A 26,572-nucleotide genomic window follows, 5' to 3' on the forward strand; every position below is an offset into this window, starting at 1 on the left:
GAGTAATATGTCGCTATTACGGCGCGAACGATAGAAATATGTATTTACCTGTAAGGTCTTAATATAGGGGTTAAGATTATGATTCAGTCCATGCTAGGAACCATAAAAGGTAGGCTAAGCGCAGGGTTATCATTGATGTGTATGCTGATCGTGTTATCAGGAATACTCTCTTTGTATTACGTTAATCAGCTTGAAAATCAGCTTAATCAACTCAGTGATGAAGTTGTGCCAGTGATGGAAACTACGGATGATTTGATTGCAAATTTGTGGGAGTCCGCAAAAGTCGCTAACGAGATCTTAGCAAGTGAAGAAATCCCCGAATTAAAAGCCCGAACCGCTGAAATTAAAGAGCTAGCAAAGCTATTTGATGACACAGAGCAAGAGCTACTCACTTTAATTAGTAAACCTGAGCAAGTAGCGTTAATAAAAAAAGCGTCTACCGAGCAAGATGAGTTTTTATCTCATGCGCTAAAAATGTCTGAACAGAAGCTAATTGAACTTGAAAAAGAAATCATCTCTGAGAAATTACTCGATGAGTTTGATAGTTCAGGTGCAAAGCTGATCAGTATGCTCGATGAATTTGCAGTTGAAAACGAAGAAGAGATGCAAAAAGCCGAAGATGAAGGTGATGCGCTTGTCGCCAGAGGCGCCTCTGCAAGTGCCGTGAATGATGTACTTGGTTCTTTATTTGAAAGTGACTACCCCGTTGTTGAAGCTGCATTAAAGTTGCAGCGTTTGGTTATTGAAATGCAGGACACCTCGGGCGAGTATTTAGCTGAGGAAGACCCAACTAACCTTCCTAATATTCAAAAAGAGTTTGAAGCCCTTGCTAAACAAGCTGATGAATACTTTGTTGTGCTTACAGATTTAGCCGAGTCAGAAGAGGATAAAGAAGATGCAAAAGTGTTGATTGATTCATTTAATAATTGGGTAACTGGCGCAAATAATGAAGATGCTTTGTTTGACTCGTATAGAGATCAGTTATCAGCAGAAGCGCTTGCAGATCAATTAACAGAGGAGTTGGAGGTTGATGTTGATAACGCTGATGCTTATTTTGAAGAAATAGCCGAAGAGGCTGATGCTTTTTCAGACAACGCAGATGAAAAAGCGGCAGAAGTTCTTAATCAAGCTTTTTTTGGCATTCTGTCTTTAACAGCCATTGCTATTGTCATCGGTGCTCTTGTCTTGATCGTTTCTTATAAAACGGTATTAGCACCAATAGACACTTTATTAAATAGTATGGAGAGTATCGCTGAAGGGGAAGGAGATTTAACTCAGCGAGTTGACGCATCATCGCAAGATGAACTCGGGCAGTTAGCTAGAGCATTTAATCAGTTTGTTTATAAGGTGCAAGTTCTGGTACAAGAAATTTCGACTGCTACCAACGAAATTGTTGATTCAACAGATAGGCAAAGAGATATAAGTATCCGTTCAAAAGAGGCGATATTACAACAAGGTACAGAGACTGATTCAGTTGCTACGGCAATGAATGAAATTACAGTGACTGCGCAAGAAGTTGCGCGTAGTGCAGCAAATGCGGCGCAGTCAACCGATGAAGCAAGTAATGAAACGAAAGCGGCTAAAAGTGTGGTACAGCAATCTATTTCTTCTGTTCAACAGCTAGCCAGTGAAGTAGAGAAGTCTTCTCAAGTAATTGGGGCGTTAGCCACTGATGTGGTTGAAATTAGTAAAGTACTCGATGTAATAGGCGGCATTGCGGAGCAAACAAATTTACTTGCGCTAAATGCGGCAATTGAGGCTGCTCGAGCAGGAGAGCAAGGCCGGGGATTTGCCGTTGTAGCAGATGAGGTTCGCTCGCTTGCAGCGCGAACACAGCAAAGCACAGCAGAAATAAACGCGATGATTGAGCGTTTACAAAAAGGCTCTCAAGGAGCAGTAGACGCAATGAAACAAAGCAAAGAATTTGGTAACTCCTCAGTAGCAAGTTCACAAGAAGCTGGTCAGTCGCTTGATGTTGTTTTTTCGTCAATGGATACGATTAACGATATGAATACGCAAATTGCGACAGCTGCTGAAGAGCAAACCACAACCATGGAAGATATCAATAGAAACATCAATTCTATTGTGCAAATTTCTCAGCAAACAATGGAAGCATCTGAAGAAAGTATGGAAGTGAGTCAAAGTCTAGCTCGATTGGGAGAGCAATTAAGAAGCTTGGTTAATCAATTTAAATATTAATCTTCTGCAAGCCTGTGGTAAGTGCCATAGGCTTTTGTATATGAGCGCAGGGTAAGACTTTTTACTTTCTCAAATAAAATCCACTGTGTTCACATTAAAACTGAATCATAATTACCTGCTCTAAAGTCGTTTCTCACTCTTAGTAAACTAGGAATTTTTCTTAGCCATACTAAGAAAGTCTCTCATTACCATAACGGCTTGTTCTTTATATCCTTTGTATAAAATTTACTTATGCTTAAAGGATTGAAAATGAGTGTTATTGAGGGAAGTACTAAGGAGTTTGGCAATACGACTATTCTTCTTCATAGCTTAGGCTCTTCTTGTTACAGAATTGAATGGTATAGCCGGATGACGGGGGCGTCGACGAGTTTAGCTAGGCTCAAGCAAGGCAAGTACGTTGTTATTCGTAAGTGGGCACAAGTGAAAAATATGTCTGATGTTTCGAGCGAATTTAGTAGTCGAAATAGCGCTTTGATACACTTTCTAAATAACGTTGATATTGTTAAATCCCATGATGACTGGATCAGTGCCGCTAAGCAGCATTGTCTAAATTTGTTTGTTGAAAATGAGGGGCTTAAACCTGTAACTAAAGCGAGCTTTCCTAAACCGAGGTTGCAAGGTGCAATTGGTAAAGAAGTTGTTGTTAAATCGAAGTTGGGTGAAAAGGAAATAGCGCATGGTTTGTTGTTACAGCTTATTGGTAATCAAGCTGAAATACAGCTTGCGAATAATAAGAAAAAGTATCTCACCAAGCAGGTTTATTTAAGGTAAGTGTAAGTATTCAAATATCAAAGTACACTTCAATTTTAAATCCATCTACTTCAGTAACAGTATATGTGCCGCCAAGAGCGATAACTCGCTCTTCAATGAATGATAACCCGTAACCACCAGACTCTTGCTGTGTGGTCTTGGTTTTTCCATTATCCATAATAGCAAGGCGTATATACTGTTCATGAGTGTTTAAGCTAAGCCTTAGTTCAGTGGCTGTGCTGTGTTTGACGCAGTTTGTAACCGCTTCTTGGCAAATTCTGTAAATAGCTGTTTGGTGTTCATCTGATATTGCTGAACTTAAGTTTATTTCAGCTACGTATTTGATCGATGCTTTACTTAGCAGAGAGTTAAAGCGTCCTTCTTTAAGAGCTTGCTCTAGCCCAAGCTCATCAAGCTCTCTAGGTCTTAAGTGATGCATAATTTGATAGACAGAGTCATACATCGCTTTTGCATTTTCTTTTAGGCCTTCTACGAGGGTATTTTCATTATTTTGTTGCGCTATCGAAAGTACCGTCAGGTCAGTTTTAAGTGCTGTTAGATTTTGGCCTAATTCGTCATGAAGTTCTTGAGACAAGTACTTTCGCTCATTTTCTTGCACAGTCACCATACGTTTAGCAAGTTGTTTATTTTTCTCAAGAAGCGCTGTGAGTTTTTCGTTGCTGGCTTGTAGCTGATTATTTTTGATCTTTAATTCGTTAGTGGCGGTTCCTATTAGTAAGCCAGTTACTGAATTAGCGAGGATAAATAATTGGCTAATGTAAGTATTGGTCGCATCTTGGGTGATGCCAGCTTGTGCAGCGATCAGAGCATTACTTACCACAGCACTTGCTATCGCTCCTTTAATACCAAATTTATAAGAGAACCAGATTACCGGTAGAAGTGAACAAAGGCGTAGTAAGGGGTAAAGATCTGAGTGGTTTAGGTAACTTACTATATAAAGAAATGCTAGTGCTAATAAGCTTAATAAAATAACCGCATGATGACGAGAAAGCATTCGGCTATAACTTTGGCTAAGTAACAATAATGCTGGGGCCACTAATAATGTTCCCGTCAAGTCGCCTAATGTCATATTAAGTTGATATTGTAATACTTGCTTACCTTCTAACCAGGTTGTGAATTCAAAGGCGCTCGAAAATAAAAACCATTTAAAAGAAGCTGAAATAACAGCAAGTAGAATTAGCGACAAAGCACCTGAATTAGAGGTAACTTTTGGCGGCCAGCGGCTTTTCTTAAAGCTGTAGACAATAGCCATATAAGTTAACTCTTGGAAGAAACCGTGAAATAAATCAAAGCTCCATTCGCCATTATAATAGACACTTAAATACGACGCATAAACTCGAAAAGCAATCCAAAGCATTGGCCAAAAGCGCACAGGCAAAATAACAAAAAATGCAAGCTTCACTCCTGCAGGTAGGTAAATGGCGCTACTTTGGGCAACGGTTTCTAAATGATTGCTCACCCAAGAGGATAAATATAAGGCTAAAAAGTAAAGCGCAAACACCAATAACTGGTTAAATACTTCAGTTATAAAGCTATGTGAAGAATACTTTGTTGAAACGAGCTTATGCCAGTTCATCAAGTGTGATCATCCCGGACTCTATAGCAATTTTTAATAATTCAAATGAATTAGTGACTTCAAGTTTGTTGTATATATTCGTTTTATGTACGTGGGCTGTTTTGGGCATCATATCGAGTTGTTGCGCAACTTGTTTAGCATTTAGCCCTTTGGCAAATAAGGGAAGTGCCTCTTTCTCTCTTGGCGTTAAAAAAGAAAGTTTGCTTGCAGGGGAAGTGGTATTAAACTTCACATCTTCACTGATATAGCGCCCTCCTTTAATAACTGAATTGACCGCATCAATTAAAGCTTCAGATGCTGAGCGTTTAGAAACATAACCTTGAGCGCCGAGCTTTAAGGCGTTGCTAACGTAAGGCTCGTAGTCATACATAGAAGCAACAATGGTTTTTATGTCGGGAAAGTGAGTGTTTAAATAAGCTAGAAATGCGAGTCCGTTTTCACTGTCATGCATTGAAATATCTACAATAAATACATTCGGTTGCTCTAAGTTAACAGCAAGTTTTGCCTCAGTGACTGAGCAGGCTTCTATGATAACTTGCCACCCGCTTTGTAGCTCTAATAGTTTTTTAAAGCTATCTCTAACCAGTTGATGATCTTCAATGATTCCAATTCGCATAACCCCTCCATAGATTTTTATTATATCCTCAATTCAATGAGTTATGTCTAGGAATTATTCTTATATAAATTATTCTTATATAAATTAAATACGCGTTGATATGCCGTGATTTTAACAGCACTAAGCTTTAGGAACGTTTCTAGTTTGAATGCTATATTTTCTGAATCGTGTTAATTATTGATCTCGGACAAGGTTGCTGCGTTGACTCTGTATGTTGCAGTGATACAGTGAAGTTGAACCTTATTTTTAGTCAAAGGAGTTGCCCATGCTAGGTGAAAAACACTCGTTGTTAAATGAGTTTCCAGAGTTTAATGAATTAATCCACAGTCTTGTGAAAACTGACGCTCATTTTAAAAAAACGATGCAGCGTTACGATGATATGGATAAAGAAATCCGTGAGCTTGAATTGCAAAACTCACCCATTGAAGATGCTGACATGCATGAAAAGAAGCATCAACGTGCCGTGCTAAAAGATGAGCTTTATGACTTTTTAAAAGCAAATGCTTAATAAATCATATTAATAATGATACCCCTTGCACTCAGACTCTCAGCAAGGGGTATTTCTTTTTTACTTTCACTCCCTAATCGTTGTTAATCGCAATATCCCTTTACTCAATCAAGGTTATGGTAGTCTTAGCGCGATTTTTTCAGGTAACAATGGAATAGTGCTTTGCACTGACTAGGATTAACATGATTAAAAAAAATATGATTACAACTTCATTAGCACTAATGGGTGTTGTCGCTGTAGGTAGCGCGCACGCTGATGAAGGGCAGTGGCAACCGCATCAATTAAAACAATTACAAAGCGAGTTTGACCGCGTTGGTATCGAATTACCGGCTTCACAAGTGGCAGATCTCAACCAATACCCACTCAATGCAGTGGTTGGTTTAGGCTATTGCTCTGCATCATTTGTTTCACCAAAAGGCTTAGCGGTAACTAATCATCACTGTGCTTATGGCGCGATTCAAAATAACAGCACACCAGAAAATAACTTAATTGAAAAAGGCTTTTTAGCAGCTGACTTATCAAAAGAGCTACCAGCAGGCCCGCAAGAGCGTTTGTATGTAACAGAACAAGTGGATGATGTAACAGATCGCGTACTGGGTAACTTACCCGCAGATCTACACGGCAAAGACCGTTATGAAGCGATTCAAGCAAACCGCAAAGCCTTGATCAGTGAGTGTGAGTCAGATCCTAACTATCGTTGTACGGTACGTGATTTCCACCATGGCTTAGAGTACTTCATGATCAAGCAACTCATGATCAAAGATGTGCGCTTAGTGTATGCCCCGGCAGAAGCGCTGGGTAACTTTGGTGGTGACATCGATAACTTTGAATACCCACGTCATACGGCCGATTTTACCTTTGTACGTGGTTATGTTGGTAAAGATGGAAAACCTGCTGATTACAGCGAAGATAACGTACCTTATGAGCCAAAATCTTTCTTAAAAGTGAATACCAGCGGCGTAAGCTTAGGTGATGGCGTGCTGGTGGCAGGTTATCCGGGGCGTACTAGCCGCTATAAGCTTGCAGACGAAGTAAACTATTCAGCGAGTTGGTATTACCCAACATTGCTTAATACTTACAACATGACCCTTGATGTGATTGCCAAGCAAAGCAAAGGCGATGAGCAAGCACAAGTAAAATACGCCTCTCGTGTAAAAAGCACTAACAACCGTTTAAAGAAACTGGAAGGCTTACAAGATGGCTTTAAAGTAACGGATATTCCGGGTATTAAAGCCGCACAAGAGCAAGAGTACCTAGCTTGGTTTGCACAAAGTGATGAACGTAAAGCTTACGCAGATTCATATCATGCATTGAAAGCATTGTTAGTTGAAGCACATGCTCAGCAACAAAGTCACTTTTACTTTGATTATGCAAAACGCGCAGACTTACTAAGCACGGCGATTCGTTTATACCGCTTAGCAAAAGAGAGCGAAAAGCCTAATGCAGAGCGCGAAATGGGTTACCAAGAGCGCGACCTTCCTATGCTTAAAGCCCGTTTAGAGCGCTTGCAAAAGCAATTTACGCCTGAGGTCGATAAAGCCTTATGGTTAAGCTACTTAGGTAACTATTTAGCGCAAGATAAAGCAGCCCAAGTTGCGGCATTAAACGACGGCTTAGGCATCACAGATACCACTACCCAAGCCGAGCTTGAAGCGATTATTGCGTCTTTCTATGCTAAAACTGAGCTTACAGATGTAGCAGCACGCGTTAACTGGATTGGTAAATCTGTCGCAGAGTTTGAAGCATCAAACGACCCATTCATAAAGCTTGCTGTTGCCCTATACGATACCAACATGGCACAAGAAGCTGATGAAAAAGAAATGGCCGGTCGTTTAGCTGAAATTCGTCCGCAATATATGCAAGCAGTGATCGCTTTCAACAACGCTAAAGGTAAGCCAGTTTACCCAGATGCAAATGGCACTTTACGCGTAAGCTATGCACAAGTTGATGGTTACCCAGCAGCAGATGCTGTGTATAAAACACCTTTTACATCACTACGTGGTTTAGTAGCTAAACACACAGGTGAAAAACCATTTGTTGTTACAGATAAAGTACTTAAAGCATATAAAAAGCAAGCGTTTGGTGCGTACTACCGCGGTGACTTAGGTTTACCAGGTGTCAGCTGTAGTTTATTCAGCTTTGGTTGTGAGCCACAAGCGGCGAAACCACTTGAAGTAAACTCAGTACCTGTAAACTTTTTAAGTAGCGCTGATACCACTGGGGGTAACTCAGGTTCGCCAGTAATGAATGGTAAAGGTGAATTAGTAGGCCTTAATTTTGACTCGACTTATGAATCAATCACCAAAGATTGGTACTTTAACGCCAAGATCACCCGTGCAATTCACGTTGATATTCGATACATGCTTTGGTTAATGGAAGAAGTTGATAACGCAGGTTACCTACTAGATGAAATGACCTTAGTTAAATAACTAAGCTATGTGAATAATAACCGCAGCAATCGCTGCGGTTTTTTTATGTCTCTATTTTATGCCAGTCTAACGTTTTTAATTTGTTTATTTTCAATACTTTTGTAATGTACAAAGCAGATACTTTTACTTGGGAAAAATAATGAGCGCCAAACAAATAATAAACGCCATTTCAGTCAGTGTTGTGGCAATAACGGCAAGCTTTAATGCCAGTGCAACGAATACCGAAGCAATGTGGCCGGGCACCGCTTACAATCAGAAAATTCCAACATTTAAACAAGTGCTTGGGTACGATGTAGGTGAGCGCATTACAAATTACAGCGATATGCGTCGTTATCTTAGCGCCCTAGAACAAGCGGCGCCTGATCGTATTAAAGTGTTTAAGTACGCAAACAGCTGGGAAGGTCGTGAACTGGTTTATGCAGTGGTTGGCACTGCGGATCATATTCGCTCATTAGAAACCCTCGCCAATAACACCCAAGCCTTGGCTGATCCGCGTATTACCTCTGAAAAAGAAGCTAAGTCGCTAATTAAAAATTTACCGACGTCTGTGTGGCTTCAGTATGCCGTGCACGGTAATGAAATTAGCTCAACCGATGCTGCATTATTTACTGCATATCACTTACTCGCAGCCCCGAATGATGCTGTTAACAGCAAAATTTTAGATAACACAGTGGTGTTTATCGACCCATTACAAAACCCTGATGGCCGTGAGCGCTTTGTTACTCGTTATTATGCAACTGTGGGTCTTGAGCACAGCGCAGACAGGTTAAGTGCAGAGCATAATGAGCCATGGCCAAGAGGCCGAACAAATCATTATTTGTTTGATATGAACCGTGATTGGTTAGCGCTTACTCAGCCTGAAAGTAAAGGTAGGGTGGCTGCAATCAATAAGTATAAACCGCAAGTGGTGGTTGATATTCATGAAATGGGCGGCGACCAATCTTACTACTTTGCACCGGCTGCTCAGCCATTTAATCCGCATATGACGAAAACCCAAATCGCCAACATGGATGCAATTGGTCAAAATCATGCGAAGTATTTTGATGAATTTGGCTTTGATTATTTTACCCGTGAAATCTTTGATGCCTTTTATCCAGGTTACGGTGATAGCTGGCCAGTATTTTATGGTGCATCAGCATCAACTTACGAAGTAGGCTCAGCTCGTGGTCATGTATTTGAGAAAAATACCGGCGAGCTACTCACTTATTTTAATACTGTTAAACGTCAGTTTGTGGCCTCAATTTCGACTGCCGAAGGGGCTGCCAATCAGCGTGAAAAATTACTGGGTGATTTTTACCAATATCAAGTCGATGCGATTGATGCGGGTAAAGATAGCAAAGAGCGTGTTTATATCTTACCTAAGCAAAGTAACCGTGAAGGCGCTCATAGACTCGCAACCTTAATGGCTGAGCATGGTGTTGAAGTTAAGCAAGCAACCGAAGACTTCAAAGCCTGTGGCGTTAAGTATAAAGCGGGTAGCTATTTTATTGATACCGCGCAGCCGCGTGGGGTATTTGTGCGTACCACCTTTACCGACCAAGTAGATATGGCAGAGGCATTTGTAAAAGAGCAAGAAAGACGCCGAGCTCGTAATCTGGATGATGAAATTTACGATGTAACAGGTTGGTCACTGCCAATGATGTTTAATGTTGATAGCGATAGCTGTGGTCGTGCTGTAAGCGCAGACAGTAAAGCAGTTAAGGCCTACGACACATTGCTTGGCAAAGTGAATAACCCAGAAGCCTCAGTGGCTTATATTGTTGCTTGGGGTGATACGGCTGCAGCACGCTTTTTAACCTCAGCACTGCAAGCTGGCATTAAACTGAAAACTGCTGACCAAGCATTTGTATTAGGTGATAAAACTAACTACCCAGCGGGTAGCTTAGTAATCGAAAAGCGCCTAAACGATAAAGACCTACTCAGCAAAATTAGCCAAATTGCTGAGCAAACAGGTGCAATAGTAAATGGTGTTGACTCAAGCTGGGTGATTGAAGGCCCAAGCTTTGGTAGTAACAAAACAGTGCCAATGGTCGCACCAAAAGTGGCGATTGCATGGGATGCACCGACCAGTGAGCTAAGTGCCGGTAACACCCGTTTTGTTATTGAAAGACAGCTTGGTTATCCCGTCACAGCGATTCGTACGCCAATGCTTGCATGGGCTGATTTAAGTGATTACCAAGTGCTTATTTTACCAGAAGGTAATTACGAGCAAGCACTCGGTAAATCGGGCGCGGCTAATTTAAAAAGCTGGGTTGATGCCGGCGGCGTGTTGATTGCCCTCGGTAATGCTAACCGTTTTACCACCAACGCTGATTACGGTTTATTGGATGTTAAGCGCGAGCAAGCTTACCGAGAAGATAAACCCGACAGCAGCGATGATAAAAGCAGCAAAGTGGCAGGGCAGTTATTCACTTCTCGCGATGATTTAAAAGCAGCGAGCATTGAGCCACATACATCGCCAGACTATGTAGCCGGTGTACTTGCGAATGTTGAAGTAGACCAAGAGCATTGGTTAACCGCTGGAGTTGATAAAAGCTTAGTTGCAGTGGCTTACGGTAATGATATTTACACGCCAATAAAACTTAACTCAGGTAAAAACTTAGCATGGTTCACAGCTAAAGACGATGTGCTGGCAAGTGGTTATCTGTGGCAGCAAAATAAAGCACAGCTTGCGTATAAGCCATTGCTTGTTCACCAACCGCAAGGCAAAGGCATGGTGATTGGTTTTACACAATCACCAACTTATCGTGCTTACCTTGAAGGTATGAATGTAATGTTAGCTAACACGATTTTCCGTGCTGCAGCACATGCTCAGTAATTACTAAGCACAATAAAAATGGCACCTACTTAGGTGCCGTCTTTATTAAGGGCGACATGCTTTTGCTGGTTTGTTTGCATTTAAGTTTAGATCAATCATCAAGCAGCGATCGTTTTCACCATCTGCTAGCTTTTCAAAAATCATAAGCGCTTTGCTAAGACCTACCTGTAGCGTACAAACATCAACGGTTTGTGCTATTTTCCCCACATCTTTGGGTATACATTGCCCCATTGTATTTAATTGCTGGGCCATGACTTTGTATGCTTTTAGGTGTGTTGTAGGAATGTCTTCAAATGCCAAAGTCCCTGCATTTCTGAGTAAATAAAAATCGCGTATAAAATCAAATAGAGTGACTCCTTTCAGCACGCGCTCAGAGTGTTGTGTTAAAGGCTTATTTATTGGACTTTCGTATAATCCTAATAGCTCGTGGAAACTGAATGAGAGTAACACGCTTCTAAAACTTTCCGGCCATTCCCTTGGTATAAAACGCCAACGCGTAAGGCCAGCGAGATGCCGCAAAGTAAACTGGTGATAGTCTTCACTATCTAGGATATCCGCAAGCCATTTCTCATCTGGATTATGCTCTGCTAAGTAACTGTATTCTTTTTCATAGGCAGGAAATAGCGTGTCAAAGCCAGCAATAGAATCAAGAAGTACGGTATCAACTTTGGCTTTACTGCCTATGATGCTGACCAATTTGTACGCCGGACGGTATGCACTTATTGAAGGAGCTTGAATGTTATAAAGGGTATTTTTTGCAGTTTTAATCAAGCTGGTGTCATTCATATGCATATGGCCGCCTATATGCAAACGTAGTCCAGTTTCCGCTAAGGTCTCTTGTGTATTGTTAGTTGGCTCTCTAGTGAGCTGAAAAGCATCGCTGCCATACAGCTCTTTAATCGATGCACTTTGTTGATCGTAAAACTCACCCATCGGAAAATGGCTAAATGCAATAAGCGTTTTATTTTGCTTTTTTGCTGCACTCACAATTTGCTTTATCCAAGTTATTAAATATGGTTTTTCAGTAAGTACTTTATTGTATCCAGCATTTCCAGAGCCTTTGAATGTTAGTTGGTTGTTTTTAAACTCAGGTAAATACACATTGGCATCTATGGCTAAAAGCCACAATCCAGCAACGGGTTCCACTAGATAACTGGTGTCGGGGAGCATTACGCAGTGTTGTTTATCCTCACTACACTGTTGATATTGGCGTTCTGACAAGGCTGCATGATCACTGGTAAAAGGTGTTTGCCAAAGCAAATCTTGGCTACTAGGCATTAAACCAAAATCAGCCATAGCAGAGACTATCTCTTGATAGCCTCCATGAGCAATGCCATCATCGCAAAACAAAGCGTCGGTCTGTGACGCTTTACAGTTTTTATGATCTGGGCTAAAAATAGCAACTTCGCGTCCTTCATCGTTCAAAAAGTCAGACTTACCTGCCGCGGTTTTTATAGGTTTAACAGGATCATGGTTTCCTGGAATAGCAAAAAAACGCATGTCGTAGCGTTTTGTGTAATCATTTAATAATGCTTTTAGCCCCTTTAGGTGAGCGGGCTGTCCATCGTCAGTAAAATCTCCGGGCAAAGCGACTAATTTCACACCGCGTTCGGCAATATCATTTAAAGCCGCTATCAGAGCAAAGTAGTTTTCATTAAAAAGTCGCGTTGAGTGAAGCTGTGCTTTCATACTACGAATTGCAACGGGTTTGGTTTGGCTATCTAGTTTTACCCCTTTAAAGCCGCTTTGGCTAAAGTCAGCATAGATATCGTGAAAATGAACATCGGGAATAAATGCAATTTGTGTGTTTAGCTCTTTGCCATAGGTTTGAAGCGCCACAAAAAGCAGTGAAAATAGCGTTAATAATCGCATTTAAGTTGCCTTGCTGAAAAAAAATTGGGGCGCAAAGGCCCCAATAATGTATTTAGAAATTGCCGCGTAAGCCTAATGAGAAGCGACGACCTGAGAACTCATACATAGTTGGGAAAGCCGGAGCAATAGTGTAGCCCGTTGTTTCTTCATCTGTGATATTGATCCCCTCAAGAGTGACTTTAAACATGTCGTTTATTTGATAGCCTAACGAGATATCTGTTTGACCGTAGGCATCGCGGTAAACAGGGTACATATCGCGTTCAATATACTCTACATACTTGTCTTTATAGTTGTATGAGATACGCGCATCAAAGCTGTCATTTTCGTAGTAGAAAGTAATATTGTAGGTTTCGTCAGCTAAGCCTTCTGGTGGTGTTGGAATCGCTAAATCAGAGGCACCTGTAAGTGAGTTATCAAGCGTCGTATAGTTAGCGTTAATACCGAACCCCTGTAACATTGGGTGAAAACGTGCAAATGGAATTTGTGCAATGAACTCGATACCACTTACATCGTACGAACCATCTGCATTTACTTTTTGATAAACATCAAAGTCGTAAACGCCATCCACAGTACCATTGTCATTATATTTAGTTACATCAGTAACAACACCTGTTAGAGATTCACGCACTACGCCTTCAATTTCTTTTTCGAAGTATGAAACAGCAAGTAAACCACCTTCTTCTAAATACCACTCTAGGCCTGTTTCCCATTGATCTGCATAAGTTGGTTTTAAATCAGGGTTACCATCGCGGTATTTAAATTCACTTAAACTCACAGTACGTTTATAAGCAATATCCGTTAATGCAGGGCGGATAAAGGTTTCTGATGCTGCCGCGCGGAATAGTAAGTTGTCAGTAAGCTCTAAGCTAAAGTTAATGCTAGGTAGAGTTTCTTTATAGTTACCTTCTTTTGAGATAGGTGCTGGCGTATAATTTGTGCTGCCATCATTAGCTTGCACTTGGTGATATCCTGAAGAATCTACATTGGTATCAATGTAACGAACACCGGTATTTAAAGTGGCAGGTAAGGTGCCAATTTCAAATGCAAAATCAGCCATCGCATAAATGGCGGTGGTTTTTTCTGACACTTCGTAGAATTGATCCGGTGCGTAGTCAACGCCGAAACCATCGTAACGTAATTCATTACGCGCATAGCTATTTGAAATTTGACTCCAGTCTTGTTTAGACGATACGTCAGATAAATACTCACCACCTGACACTAAATCTGAAATAGTATGTATTTCGCTATCAGCTAAGGTACGTGTGCCTACCCACGATGAATCACCTGCGCTAGGGCCTGTGATTCGGTTGCTACCATAATTACGTTGTTTTGATTTATCAGTATAACGCGCACCAAACTGAACTTTTGATAATGCAGGGAAGAAATCTAGTTGAAAATGGCGGCTAAAATCGAGTTGAGCTGCATATTTGTCATCAGAGATATCTTCAAGATTTACTTCATAGTAATCAAATGTATAAGCTTCAGGAGAATTATACATATCGAATGTGTCGGGGTTATCGCTGGCAATGGTTTCACCGCCTGTTGATGTGTAACGAGTGCGAGTTGGGCCATAAGCAGTGTGCTTTAAATTAGTTGTCTCAGCTAATTTATCTGCACCACTGTAGCCAACGACACCGTAAACTTCCCAGTCACCTATCATCCAATCAAGGGTTAAGCTAAATTGCTGGTAGTCTGTATCGCTACTATTTTCTTTGCTTAAAAACTCATGCTGCGTTGCGGCATAGTTAACATCAGTTAAAACGGTAATACCATAATCTGCAAGGGTGGTGTTATCGTAACTGTTTATTTTTTCTAATGCACTGATACTTGAAGCTGAATAGGCTGCGGCATCATACTGGTCTTCATGATTATCAAAGTTACCCAGTAGCGCATCAAAAGTGAGGCTAAATTCACTGCTCGGTTTGTATTGTAGTGATAAAGTTGCGCCCCATTTTTCTTGTTCAGTTAAGTAAGCTCTGTCGCCGACTTTATTTATAAATACAACGCGGCTGGTTTCATCTTTGTCGAAGCGATCATTGATAGTGATCCCCGTATCGCGCTCTAAAACGTCAACAGTTTGGTCTGATTGCCATTGTGATGAACCTGATTTTTCTGTCCAACGTGACAGAGGACGAAAATCAATACCAGAGTTACTATCTGTTCTATTTGTACGCTCTGAATAAGCGAATGAAGCAAGCGCGCCCCAATCACCAAAGGTATTACTCGCTAAAAACGCAAACTTAGGATCGCTTTGCTCAGAGATATCGTTATATGCGCCTTCAACCGATGCCACTATTTGACGACCATCATAGTCAAATGGGCGAGCAGTCGTAATTGCAACAGAGCCTGCAATGCCGCCTTCTTCATCTGCGGCTGTTGGCGATTTTTTAACGGTGACACTTTGAATAATTTCTGACGCAAACATATCAAATTCAACATCACGGCCACCACTGCCTGAGGCTGTCGCAAGGTTGTTAATAGAAACAAAGGTAAATTCAGACGGTAAGCTACGTACATTTACTTTTTGACCTAGGCCTTTATTACGCTCAATCGTAACACCCGGCATACGCTGTAAAGCTTCTGCTAAGTTTTGTTCTGGGAAATCTGCGATATCAGACGCGACAATTGAATCTGAGAAGCCAATATTAGTGCGTTTTAAATCAATCGCTTTTTCTAAGCTTTTTATGTAGCTGCCAGTGACAACAATTTCTTCCATTGGCTCTGGGTTTTCTTCTGCGTAGGTGGGAGCAATTAATAATGAGCCAACAGCAAGCGCTAAAGGTGATAATGAAAATGCACGGTAAGTCATGAGGGTTAATTCCTGTTAAATGCAATATTTGGTTTAAATTCGCCTCTAAAGACGCTGCATTAACAAAGAAGGGGACCTATTTTTTAATGAAGCTTTCATGACACTTTTAAGTCGATAGTTACTTAAAACTGTCACCAAATGATCATCAAACTGCTGTCCTCTTTAGGCTAGCATTTACGTCATACTCAGATAAATAAGCTAGCCTTTAACTTAAATATGTCTTTACCTTCAATGACTAACGGCTTTGATAATAAGATCACAGAGCAAAGCAGAACACTTTTACAATGCTTCATAGCAAATCAAGACGCTTTAAAAGGCTTTTTTTGCAAAGCAGTGGCAGAGCGTGCTGATGCGGATGATTTATTTCAGAAGCTACTTCTCAAGGCACTTAGATCAGAACACCTAGATGTGATAGATAATCCACTCGCATATGGTTATCGGATGGCTCAGCACTTGATAATAGATCACCACCGTGAGCAGAAAAAAACACCAGAAAGTTTAGAGCATGAGCCTCATTGTGAGGCGTTATCGCTTGAGTCCGCACTTGAATATGAGCAACGTATTGAACTTTATCAGCGCGTTTTGTCGCAAATGCCGGCATTGCGCAGAGATGTGTTTATTCGCCGCCGTATTAAAGGCCAAACACGAGCTGAGATTGCAAGTAGTTTGGGGATCTCAGAAGAAGCAGTTAAAAAACATATTTCACGGGCAATGGATATGCTGAAAAATGCCATGGCTGAGTATTTTTTAGTACATGAATGTCCCCGTCATGACAGTTAATCCGTCATATTAGTATTACCAGCAATTGAGACAACGATGAATTCTTCACACCAACATGATTATGAATCTGATAATGCGCTAGAAAAGGCTATTTGGGACGACCCTGCATTATTAGCCGCGCTTGAGCTGGTGGATGCACAACAGAATGAACAACTCGAACAGGCTAAAAAACGCCGTCGTTTAACGCAGTATTCTTGGGGAGGCGGTGCTGTAGCAGCATGCTTTGCTATTTTCATGTGGACTTTAATGCCAGTGAATGAACAGCCGTCCATTTCGTCCTCTGATCTTGTAGCTGTTCAACAATTTACTAGTGGTAAAGCACAACAAGTGAATTTGTCTGATGGTACACAGGTCGCAATGAACGTGAATACGCAACTTGAGTTCAGTGAGAATAGTCATGCTCGAAAAGCAACCTTAGCAAATGGCGAAGCATATTTTTCTGTACATCGTGATGAATCGCGCCCTTTCACAATTGATACGGGCAATGCCACGATCGAAGTTCTTGGTACGGCTTTTAATGTGGACAAAACATTGCGAGAAACATTAGTTGATGTTTTTCATGGTAAAGTTTCAGTAACCAGTTTAGATGGAACGCAGCACGTTGAATTAGTGAAAGGGCAGCGTGCCCGAGTAAGTGATTCTACAATACAGGTCTTGCAATTTAATGCCTCACAACCTGATTGGCAGCAAGGATGGTTGGACTTAGATAACGTGTCTATCAATGATGCATTATTTCAGTTAAATCGTTATAGCGAAAAACCTGTGGTATTAAGTAATGTACCAAGTGATATACATGTAAGTGGTCGCTTTGCTGTTGACGACATTCTTGGTGCTGCAAAGCTCATCGCCCAGCTAAATGCACTTGATGTAAACCAATACCCCGATAGCATTGAGCTAAGTAAAAAGGCTGAAAACTGACATGATGTTGTCATAAACCTTTCATTGAAAATAGGCACAATATTTTCCTCTAGCAATGAGGATGTAAGTTAATGTGGCGTATTTTCTGCTGTGTTTTGATGCTGTTTGGTTTGTATGCCAAGCAGCTGTTTGCTGCACAAAGCACTCTAAAAACAGCGCTTAATGATCTGGCTGAACAGTACCAAGTTGCAATTATTTATCCAGACAACCTAATAAGCTCAGTTATCTTAAACTCAGCTACGTTACCTAGAACAGTTAGTCTAGAGGCAAGCCTTGATGCCCTGTTGCTAAAACATGGCTTTATTTGGCAACAAACATCATCGGGCATTATTATTTCTAAACCAAGCCAGACACAACATCACTCACTGTCACAGCCCTATATAGAGGAGGTGACAGTGAAAGGTGATAAAAACAATCAGGCTTCTTCTGTGGTTTATGCCCGCGATTACCAACAAAGTGCCGATTACGCGCAGCAGCAAAAACAAAACTACATTGGCGAGGCTGACTTTGCTAGCGGCACAATGCTTTCTCTTCTACCTGCTGAAAATTTGGCTGAAGCACTACAAGCAATTCCTGGGGTAAGTATTTCAAGAGACCGCGGAGAAGCACTTAATATTAATGCGATGGGACTAGGCCCTGAGTATCAATTAACCTTGTTAAATGGGCACAGATTAGCAAATACTGAAAACGTTCGTAACTCGAATCAATATGGTCAGCAGTATCGTTTTGATACATTCAGCGCCGAGCTTTTTTCCAATATTGCCGTATATAAACTCGCTGATGCAAGGTTACCTAGCGGAGCAGCTGGAGCGACAGTCAACTTGATCAGTGATGATCCGCTTTCATTTGATGATGATCACCTAAAAGTAACCTTAACCAGTGCAGCCCTTGCAGGTGAGCGTAACTTTCAACCAAGCTTTGGTTTAGTTGCCAATACTATTTCAGCTGACAATAAGTTAGCTGCTGTCGTTAAGTTTAATTACGAAAACCGCTTACAAAGGCAATTTCAATTTGAAACGTGGCATTGGGGAAATAATGGTGGAGCACCTGCAGCATATCAGTGGCAAGGGCTTGAAAATAATAGCTTAGTTCCCACCGATACGTTAGCACTTACTATCGAACATGAAGATAGAACTCGTGCAAGCTATTACACAAATATTGCTTGGCAGCCTAATCAGCGATTTGAATTAAATACACTTTGGCTTCGTTCAGACACCGATTTTACCTACGATGAGCACCGGCTCTCAATTAATCCATCAAGTGATGATGCAACAGCCATATTAGGTGAGCATCAAAACAGTATTCAAACGGTGCAATTTAATGCGGCAAAAAGTAAATCTTCACGCGAAGAATCAGGCCTTTACTACCATACGCAAACCTTACAAATATTACCTACATGGTATGCAAAAGATGGCAGCCACTGGCAAATAAGTCCATTTTACAGCCACAGTGAATCGTTGAGTGAAACGCAAACCCCAATCACCCGAACTCATGTTGAATTAAAAGCTGTACCTGCAGAGATTTCTATTTCAGGAAAACAGCTTGCCTACTACGAATTGGACAGTAATTTAGCGCTTGTTGATAGTTACTCACAGTTATCACAATTAAGCCGCCGCCAGATTGAAGTAAACGATGAAGTAACAGAATGGGGGATAGATGGCACTTGGCAAATATCATCTATTTGGGGGTTGTCGAGTTTACAGTTTGGCGCGGTAAAGTCTACGCACTCTCATCAGTATCTTCGTCAAGATGTAAGTTTATCGCAAACACAGTTAACTGATTTACCAGCGCTTGATGGCCGTTGGTTAGAGCCATTAAATACGGCATTTGAAGCCGATTTTCTGTCACACCCTACACAAGCTTGGCTGATCCCAAAACGTGACCTTTTACAGTTGTATGATATTGACTTACCATTTGCCGATCGGCAAGCCAATGATTACTTAAATAGTTATGAAACCGAATTTACTGCCTATGAAAGCTATATTCACAGTGTATGGCAAATACCAGAACTTAAAAGCTTAACGACGGCTTTTGGACTCAGACACAGCCATGTAAAAAGTAAAACATTAGGGCATCAGCTTAATGAGAATAGCCAATTAGAAAAGCTTTCTGAGCAGGTTAACATTTCTACTTGGTTACCTTCTTTGAATTTCAAATGGCGGTTGTCTGAGCAATGGCTTGCTCGCTTAGGTTATAGCCGTGCAGTGAATCGGCCTAACTATTCTGATTTAAACCCTAAACTACATGTTAATTCTGGCGGTTTACCTTATGCCGAATTAGGAAACCCAGCTTTAGAGCCTGTAGTAGCCAACACCACAAGCCTATCTTTCAGTTGGTCAGGGGAAGAGAGTAGTTTGCAATTAATGGCCTTTAATCATCAGCTCGATAACTTTATTGTTGAACAAATCAAAAACGTAACCTATCAACAGCAGCAATACCCTGCTTTACAGGCCAATAATGATGGGCAAGCAGCAATTAGTGGGCTGCAATTTAGTACTGACTTGAAACTACCCGTGTTATCAAATGCTCTACTGCAAAGTCGAATGATATCGAGCGTTAGTCAGTTATTGGACGCCAAATTAACGGCGGAGCAAATCGACAACACAGATATCGAAGGGGTATCTGAATTAACTGCAAATCTGCGTTTACTGTTTAATGCAAAGAAATGGCAAAGCGCAGTTAACCTGAATTACCGGAGTGATTTTTTAGAGCAACGAGACTTATCGAATAATGCAGATGTTTATGTCGATGATTTTACAAGTGTAGACCTAAGTTACAGTTGGTTTTTCTCTGATTTAGTTGCATTGCGGTTTGATATTTTTAATGCCACAGATAAGAGCCTAGTTAGAGAGGTGCAAACAAACGACGCCTCATCACTTATGAAAGTCGAGCAATTTGGTCGCCGCTTTGTACTGAGTCTTTCATTAACCCTATAAATGAACATCAAAGCATCATATGGATGAATAACGTTGTCTATTAATAAAAAAGCCCGCAGGGCAAAGTGCGGGCTTTTGAGTTATCCAAAAAAGAAAGTGTTAAGACACAATCCCTAATGGCTTACCTGTTTGCCAAGCGCCACGGGTAAAGTCTGGAATCGTTTTGCTGTTACTTCTATCAGCAACCGATGCCATGCTTAGCGGGAAGATGGATGACCATGCTGCGGCATCGTATACATCTTGATCGAGTGGCTCATTATTGCGTAAGCAGTAGATCATGCGCCACAGCATAATGAAGTCCATACCGCCGTGGCCGCCGTTCTTAACCGCTTCTTCACCCATGCGTCTCCACAGAGGGTGATCAAATTCGGCACGCCATTTTTCCATATCTTGATCCCAGCTATGGAAGTTTTGCATATATGGCTTACGGCCTTGCGAACCCGCTTTTTCCCATGCAGCTAACTCAGCTTCATATTGTTTTTGATACACTTTTGCAATCGCTGGTGGTACATCTTCAAGGGCAATACGATTCGGGAAACCAGCAAAAGTACCATTAGTCCCTTGAATTAGATTATGGCGGCTGTAAGGGCGAGGGCTAGTGGTATCGTGCTGTACCATAATGCTACGACCTTTCACTGTTTTAATAATACTGGTGTTCATATCGCCAGCAACAAACTTAAGCGAACGGCGTTCGTGACCTGCTGGAAATTCACGTTCAGCATAGGCTGCGCGGCCAAGTGCTGGTGAACTCACTGATGTCACAAAGTCAAAACGGTCACCACGGTTGATGTTCATATACTGGGCAACCGGGCCTAAACCATGGGTTGGGTATAAGTTACCGTTTACTTTGGTATGCCAATAAGTACGCCATGAGCCGGTGCTACGGTCAATCTCTTTCATTTGCCAGCGTAGATCATGAATATAAGCCGCTTCACCATGCAGTAATTCACCAAATATACCTTTGCGAACCATGTTTAAAACCATTAACTCATCGCGACCATAGTTAACGTTTTCCATCATCATGCAGTTCTTTTGAGTGCGCTCTGCAGTATTAACTAACTGCCAGCACTCTTCCATGGTGGTTGCTGCAGGTACTTCTACAAAGGCATGTTTACCGCTTTCCATGGTTTCAACACTCATCGGTGTATGCCATTGCCACGGTGTTGAAATGATCACAATATCAATATCTTGTCGAGCCAGCATGTCTAAATAAGCTTTATCAGAACCAGTATAAGCCGTTGGTTTAGGCAAGCCTTTTTCAACAACATAGTTAACTGACTTATCTAACATAACCTGATCGGTGTCACAAATAGCTTTAATTTCAACACCGTCTATATGGCAAAGGTGTTTAACATGGCCGCTACCACGTTGACCAACACCAATAAAACCAACACGCACTACATCCATCGCTGGCACAGCTAAGCCCATTACGCTTTTACCTTGTGCGGCCAGCGTCGGTTGTTGATTGTCACCTTGTTGGCTTTTCGCACAGCCAGTCACGACTGTCGCAGCAGTGATTGCTGCGGCAGATTTTAAGAAACTACGTCTATCAATTGTCATAACGATACCTAATTCACTGAGATTATTTTTTAATATGGGTTTCAGTTCTTTCTGTTATATCTCAACTTAAAGCTAATTACAATGAATTAGGTTTCACAAACTTTCGATTTTAATCTTTTTAGCGAATTTATCAGGGTTCTATTGATTTTTACCCATCCATAACGTTTGTTTTTCATCTTTCATTATCTTTCGTTTTATTGCGAAGTGTTTCGTTGTGTGATACCGTAATTTCAAATCACGTATTTAACATTAGTGCAAGCTGCTTGGAGAAAACACCATGAATGCATTGAAAACAATTATTAACAATAACCGAGCAGGTCAAGCGCAGGGGATTTATTCTGTGTGCTGTGCGCACCCGCTCGTAATTGAAGCTGCGATGCTGCAAGCAATAAAAGATGATTCTGAGTTATTGATTGAAGCAACTGCGAATCAGGTTAATCAATTTGGTGGCTACACGGGCATGCAGCCAAAAGACTTTGTTGAATTTGTTCATGAAATTGCAGACAAAGTAGGACTTGATAAACACCGTATTATTTTGGGTGGTGACCATCTAGGGCCTGTTTGCTGGGTTAATGAGCCTGCAGAACAAGCAATGCAAAAAGCCGTTGATTTAGTTAAAGCTTACGCAAGTGCGGGTTTTAAGAAGATTCATCTTGATGCCAGTATGCCATGTAGCGATGATGAAGTGTGTTTAGCCGATGCTGAAATCGCTAAGCGTGCAGCACTAATGTGCCAAGCAGCTGAGTCTGTATGCCAAGAGCAAGATATTTTATATGTGGTGGGAACTGAAGTTCCTCCACCCGGTGGTGCAAAAGAAGATCTTGAAGTAATCGAAGTAACGCATGTTGAGGGTGTACAACAAACGATAAAGTTACATCAAGATGCTTTTAATGAATTAAATATCGCTGATGTTTGGTCTCGCGTAATTGCGGTTGTTGTTCAACCGGGTGTTGAATTTGATAATCATCAGGTTTTTGATTACCAACGAAGTGAAGCACAACAACTGAAAGAGTTTATCACCCGTGTTGATAATCTTGTTTATGAAGCTCACTCGACGGATTATCAACCAGATCATTGTTACCACGAGTTGGTTCAAGATCATTTCGCTATTTTGAAAGTAGGGCCACAGCTAACCTACGCATTACGTGAAGGGTTATTCGCATTATCGTACATTGAAGATCAACTTATTGAACCGTCGCGCCGTTCTAATATTCGCGCAGTTTGCGAGCGAGTTATGCTCGAAAAGCCAGGTTATTGGAATAAGTTTTATCCGACTGACGAGCCAGAAGCGGCAATTTATCGTGCATATAGCTATAGTGATCGTATTCGTTATTACTGGCCTGAAGATGAAATTAAGTACGCTGTAGAAACTTTATTTGCGAACCTAGAAGCGCAGATCATTCCACAAACGTTACTCAGTCAATTTATGCCAATGCAATATAAAGCATTAATCAAAAGAGAAATTACCTCGTTACCGCGAGAGTTAGTGATCAATAAAATAATGGAAGTAACGAATACTTATTCGCTTGCTTGTAATCAATAAGTTATGTGAGAGAGAATGAATGATGACGCAATTTTTATCATTAGATGTAGCCGATCTTAAGCAACAAAATGCTTATTGGACAGCAAAAGAAATAAGCCAGCAACCAGAATCATGGTGTAATACAGCTGCTATTGTTGAAAACCACCGTACAGAAATTAAAAACTTTTTAGCCCCAATCCTTGCACTAAAGAAACTACAAATTGTATTAACAGGTGCAGGAACATCGGCGTATGTGGGTGAAGCGCTTGCTCCTCACTTAACTGCAAAAACAGACCTTGATGTACGTGCAATAAGTACCACTGATATTGTTTCTAATCCTTTGGGTTATTTGCAAAAAAACACGCCTACTTTGTTGGTATCTTATGCGCGCTCGGGTAATAGCCCTGAAAGTGTCGCTGCGGTTGATTTGGCCGATGAAGTGCTTGATCAATGTTATCACTTAGTGATTACCTGTAATGAACAAGGGGAGCTGGCAAAACGAGCTAATAACCAAGAGAATAGTTTTTGCCTATTAATGCCTAAAGAAACGCTTGATGAAAGTTTTGCAATGACTAGCAGCTTCTCTTCAATGCTAATTTCTACCTTGTGTATTTTTACACCCGATGTGAATCAATTGGCGCATTTAGCAACACAAACTGAGCAGCTTATTGAAACGCAATTGCAGAGTATTAAAGCATTTGCAGATTCAGATATGGAACGACTGGTTATTTTAGGGGCTGGCTCGTTATTAGGTTATGCAAAAGAAGCTGCATTGAAATGTTTAGAGTTAACTAATGGCGACTTAATCAGCTATTTTGAAACACCACTTGGTTTTCGTCATGGCCCTAAAACAATTATTAATGACAAAACAGCCGTGTTGTTAATGTCATCAAGTGATAAGTACAGCAGCCTTTATGATACGGACCTATACAATGAGCTAGTCAATGACCAGCAATGTTCAGCGGTAAAAAAATTAACAGTCGATAGTGAACTGGTCGAGCTAGATGATGTTTGGCAAGGCTTGTATTATATTGTCTATTGTCAGATTTTTGCATTTTTCAAATCAATTTCACTCGGTTTAACACCTGACAACCCTTGTCCTACGGGCGAAGTTAACCGTGTTGTAAAAGGGGTAACTATTTACCCATTAACTTCTCGCTAAGCGACGTTGGGTAGAATATGGCTGTTTATGGACTCGATATTGGCGGAACGAAGATAGAAACCGCTATTTTTAATGATATTTTAGAGCAACAGCAGAGTTGGCGAATTTCGACGCCAACTCAAAATTATCAGGAGTTTTTAGAAGCAATTCATCAGCAAGTGTTAAAGGCTGATCAACTCAGTGGTTGCAAAGGGGCAGTTGGCATTGGTATGCCAGGAATCGTAAATGATGATGGTAAAGTTTTATCGGCAAACGTGCCTTGTGCATCTGGTCGAGTTATTGCTAATGACTTGCAAGCATTGTTACAACGACCTGTCGCCATACTGAATGACACTCGCTGTTTTGCTTTATCTGAAGCCAATGGCGGAGCCGGCGAAGGGTATAGCCGTGTTTTTGGTGCTATTGTTGGCACTGGCGCTGCGGGTGGCATGTGTATTAATGGCGAGCTGTTCAATCAAGGGTTAGGTATGTCGGGTGAATATGGTCATTTACCACTTTCTGCCTATCTACAACAAAAATACCAACTGCCGGTTTTAAAATGTGGCTGTGGTTTGAATGGCTGTGTTGAGAGTTATATCGCAGGGCCGGGTGTGCAGACGCTTTATAAGCATATTACTCAATCTCCTAAGTCAGCGATTGAGTGGGCTAACGATATTAAGCATGGCGATGAGCAAGCACTGGCCGTGCTCGGGTGTTATTTAGATATTCTTGGCGAGACCTTTGCGGCCGTCAGTAAAAGTCTTCATCCCGAAGTTATAGTATTAGGGGGTGGCTTATCTTTAATTGATGCTATCGTTGAAAAACTCCCTGATGCGATTCAGTCGCACCTGTTTTCTGGTTTTACAGTTCCAGAGGTAAAACGGGCAAAATTTGGTGATTCTAGCGGCGTAAGAGGCGCTGCAATAATAGGAAGTGTTCATGCTATTTCCTCAACATCTTGATTGTTATTACTTAAAAGCTGCTAAGGTGATCACAGCCGAGGCAGTGTTAAATCATCATGCCGTGCTTGTAAAACACGGTAAAATTATGGCTATTACTGAAGATTGCGAGCCAGGTATTGAGGTTATTGATTTAGGGGATCAGAGTTTATTTCCGGGCTTTATCGATTTGCATATTCATGGTCGGGAAGGCTGCGATATTATGGACGGCACCCCAGAATCTCTAGAGACCATTTCTCGCTCTTTAGCTAAGCACGGTGTTACCGGTTTTGTCGGCACAACAGTGACCGCAGATTGGGACGTATCAATACAAGCTTATAAAAATATGGCGAGTGCCTACCAAAAAGGCCTGACTGGTGCACAGCTACTTGGTGCTTATAACGAAGGATTATTCTTCGCTGAAGCGCATAAGGGAGCACACAATGAGTCATTCTTTTTAGAGCTTACAAAGCAGCGTTTTGATGAGATTTATGCTGCTTGCGATGGCTGTTTAACCTCTTTTGCATTGGCGCCAGAGTTACTTGAATCGCCCGACATGATCCGCTATATCACCGACAAGGGAGTGCGGGTAATGCTAGGCCATACTGATGCCAGTTTTGATCAAACGACACAAGCACTAGAGCATGGTGCATGTGGCGGGGTACATATTTTTAATGGTATGCGCGGTATTCATCATCGTGATCCCGGTTGTACCGGTGCACTGTTGATGGACAACGATGCAATGGTTGAGCTTATTCCGGATGGAATTCATTTGCATCCGAGCATAATGAACATGGTTTATCGTTTAAAAGGGGCAGATAAAATAGCCCTTATTACAGACTGTGTCAGCGCGGGTGGCTTACAAGATGGTCGTTATCGATTAGGTGAGCTTCCTATTTTGGTTGAGCAAGGTGTTGCGCGAACTGAAAGTGGCTCTTTAGCAGGCAGTACATTAACGATGGAAGTGGGCGTTGAACGTTTCTATAACTTAACCGACGCAAGCTTAGTTGAAGCGACTAATATGGCCAGTTTAGTCCCGGCTGAATTTTTAAATAAAGCCGACTCTATCGGAAGTATTGCTGTAGGGAAAGTGGCAAATTTTGCTGTGCTCGACAACAGCTTTACTGTTCGTGCAACCATCTGTGCTGGTAAGCAAATATACGAGAACTAACATACACG

The 26,572-nt window shown here is 41.3% G+C and carries 17 protein-coding genes; 12 read left to right on the top strand and 5 right to left on the bottom strand.

Annotation, left to right across the window (positions count from 1 at the left end; translation table 11 throughout):
* Positions 1 to 90: 90 nt before the first annotated feature.
* Both E5N72_RS04780 and E5N72_RS04785 read left to right on the top strand, forming a co-directional pair.
* Positions 91 to 2,199: a methyl-accepting chemotaxis protein gene (locus E5N72_RS04780; RefSeq protein ID WP_168246712.1), complete on the top strand. Its 2,109-nt coding sequence runs from the start codon at positions 91 to 93 to the stop codon at positions 2,197 to 2,199.
* 249 nt (positions 2,200 to 2,448) lie between these two features.
* The gene (locus E5N72_RS04785; protein ID WP_135923460.1) at positions 2,449 to 2,970 is read left to right on the top strand and encodes a hypothetical protein; all 522 of its coding nucleotides are present in this window, start codon (positions 2,449 to 2,451) and stop codon (positions 2,968 to 2,970) included.
* A 10-nt stretch (positions 2,971 to 2,980) separates the two neighbouring features.
* On the opposite strand, the gene E5N72_RS04790 is transcribed toward E5N72_RS04785, so the two are convergent.
* Together E5N72_RS04790 and E5N72_RS04795 are read right to left on the bottom strand one after the other, a co-directional pair.
* On the bottom strand, positions 2,981 to 4,546 hold the full coding sequence (locus E5N72_RS04790; RefSeq protein WP_135923461.1) for an MASE1 domain-containing protein: 1,566 nt from the start codon (positions 4,544 to 4,546) through the stop codon (positions 2,981 to 2,983).
* Positions 4,533 to 5,162: a response regulator transcription factor gene (locus E5N72_RS04795; protein ID WP_135923462.1), complete on the bottom strand. Its 630-nt coding sequence runs from the start codon at positions 5,160 to 5,162 to the stop codon at positions 4,533 to 4,535. Before E5N72_RS04795 ends, E5N72_RS04790 begins: the two co-directional genes overlap by 14 nt.
* Positions 5,163 to 5,427: 265 nt before the next feature.
* Here E5N72_RS04795 and E5N72_RS04800 point away from each other — a divergent pair, with 265 nt between their 5' ends.
* The 3 genes from E5N72_RS04800 to E5N72_RS04810 all read left to right on the top strand — a co-directional run bounded on the left by E5N72_RS04800 (position 5,428) and on the right by E5N72_RS04810 (position 10,917).
* Positions 5,428 to 5,670 carry a DUF465 domain-containing protein gene (locus E5N72_RS04800; protein ID WP_135923463.1) on the top strand — a complete coding sequence of 81 codons (243 nt, stop codon included), beginning with the start codon at positions 5,428 to 5,430 and terminating at the stop codon, positions 5,668 to 5,670.
* Positions 5,671 to 5,852: 182 nt separating this feature from the next.
* Complete coding sequence (locus tag E5N72_RS04805; RefSeq protein ID WP_240704492.1) at positions 5,853 to 8,099, top strand: S46 family peptidase; 2,247 nt, start codon at positions 5,853 to 5,855, stop codon at positions 8,097 to 8,099.
* A 139-nt stretch (positions 8,100 to 8,238) separates the two neighbouring features.
* On the top strand, positions 8,239 to 10,917 hold the full coding sequence (locus E5N72_RS04810; RefSeq protein WP_135923464.1) for a M14 family metallopeptidase: 2,679 nt from the start codon (positions 8,239 to 8,241) through the stop codon (positions 10,915 to 10,917).
* Between the two features lie 45 nt (positions 10,918 to 10,962).
* Here the strand turns inward: E5N72_RS04810 and E5N72_RS04815 are convergent, their stop codons facing one another.
* Together E5N72_RS04815 and E5N72_RS04820 are read right to left on the bottom strand one after the other, a co-directional pair.
* On the bottom strand, positions 10,963 to 12,789 hold the full coding sequence (locus tag E5N72_RS04815; RefSeq protein WP_135923465.1) for a metallophosphoesterase: 1,827 nt from the start codon (positions 12,787 to 12,789) through the stop codon (positions 10,963 to 10,965).
* A 52-nt stretch (positions 12,790 to 12,841) separates the two neighbouring features.
* Positions 12,842 to 15,598: a TonB-dependent receptor gene (locus tag E5N72_RS04820; RefSeq protein WP_062566515.1), complete on the bottom strand. Its 2,757-nt coding sequence runs from the start codon at positions 15,596 to 15,598 to the stop codon at positions 12,842 to 12,844.
* Positions 15,599 to 15,814: 216 nt separating this feature from the next.
* On the opposite strand from E5N72_RS04820, the gene E5N72_RS04825 reads away from it, so the two are divergent.
* From E5N72_RS04825 to E5N72_RS04835, 3 genes are all read left to right on the top strand, one after another.
* On the top strand, positions 15,815 to 16,378 hold the full coding sequence (locus tag E5N72_RS04825) for a sigma-70 family RNA polymerase sigma factor (RefSeq protein WP_135923466.1): 564 nt from the start codon (positions 15,815 to 15,817) through the stop codon (positions 16,376 to 16,378).
* A gap of 36 nt (positions 16,379 to 16,414) precedes the next feature.
* Positions 16,415 to 17,296, top strand: a complete 882-nt coding sequence (locus tag E5N72_RS04830; protein ID WP_135923467.1) for a FecR domain-containing protein — start codon at positions 16,415 to 16,417, stop codon at positions 17,294 to 17,296.
* 71 nt (positions 17,297 to 17,367) lie between these two features.
* A complete protein-coding gene (locus E5N72_RS04835) occupies positions 17,368 to 20,232 on the top strand; it encodes a TonB-dependent receptor (RefSeq protein WP_135923468.1) in 2,865 nt (954 codons plus the stop codon).
* A 99-nt stretch (positions 20,233 to 20,331) separates the two neighbouring features.
* On the opposite strand, the gene E5N72_RS04840 is transcribed toward E5N72_RS04835, so the two are convergent.
* Positions 20,332 to 21,792, bottom strand: coding sequence for a Gfo/Idh/MocA family oxidoreductase (locus E5N72_RS04840; protein WP_135923469.1), 1,461 nt, complete (start codon positions 21,790 to 21,792; stop codon positions 20,332 to 20,334).
* Between the two features lie 277 nt (positions 21,793 to 22,069).
* Here E5N72_RS04840 and E5N72_RS04845 point away from each other — a divergent pair, with 277 nt between their 5' ends.
* The 4 genes from E5N72_RS04845 to nagA are packed head-to-tail and all read left to right on the top strand — an operon-like array spanning position 22,070 to position 26,564.
* Complete coding sequence (locus tag E5N72_RS04845) at positions 22,070 to 23,335, top strand: D-tagatose-bisphosphate aldolase, class II, non-catalytic subunit (protein ID WP_205994293.1); 1,266 nt, start codon at positions 22,070 to 22,072, stop codon at positions 23,333 to 23,335.
* 19 nt (positions 23,336 to 23,354) lie between these two features.
* The gene (locus tag E5N72_RS04850; protein WP_240704493.1) at positions 23,355 to 24,476 is read left to right on the top strand and encodes an SIS domain-containing protein; all 1,122 of its coding nucleotides are present in this window, start codon (positions 23,355 to 23,357) and stop codon (positions 24,474 to 24,476) included.
* A 17-nt stretch (positions 24,477 to 24,493) separates the two neighbouring features.
* The gene (locus E5N72_RS04855) at positions 24,494 to 25,417 is read left to right on the top strand and encodes an ROK family protein (protein WP_135923470.1); all 924 of its coding nucleotides are present in this window, start codon (positions 24,494 to 24,496) and stop codon (positions 25,415 to 25,417) included.
* Complete coding sequence (nagA, locus tag E5N72_RS04860; RefSeq protein ID WP_135923471.1) at positions 25,395 to 26,564, top strand: N-acetylglucosamine-6-phosphate deacetylase; 1,170 nt, start codon at positions 25,395 to 25,397, stop codon at positions 26,562 to 26,564. Before E5N72_RS04855 ends, nagA begins: the two co-directional genes overlap by 23 nt.
* Positions 26,565 to 26,572: the final 8 nt, after the last annotated feature.

Origin of the sequence: Pseudoalteromonas sp. MEBiC 03607, assembly GCF_004792295.1 — a bacterium.
Lineage (GTDB): Bacteria > Pseudomonadota > Gammaproteobacteria > Enterobacterales > Alteromonadaceae > Pseudoalteromonas > Pseudoalteromonas lipolytica_C.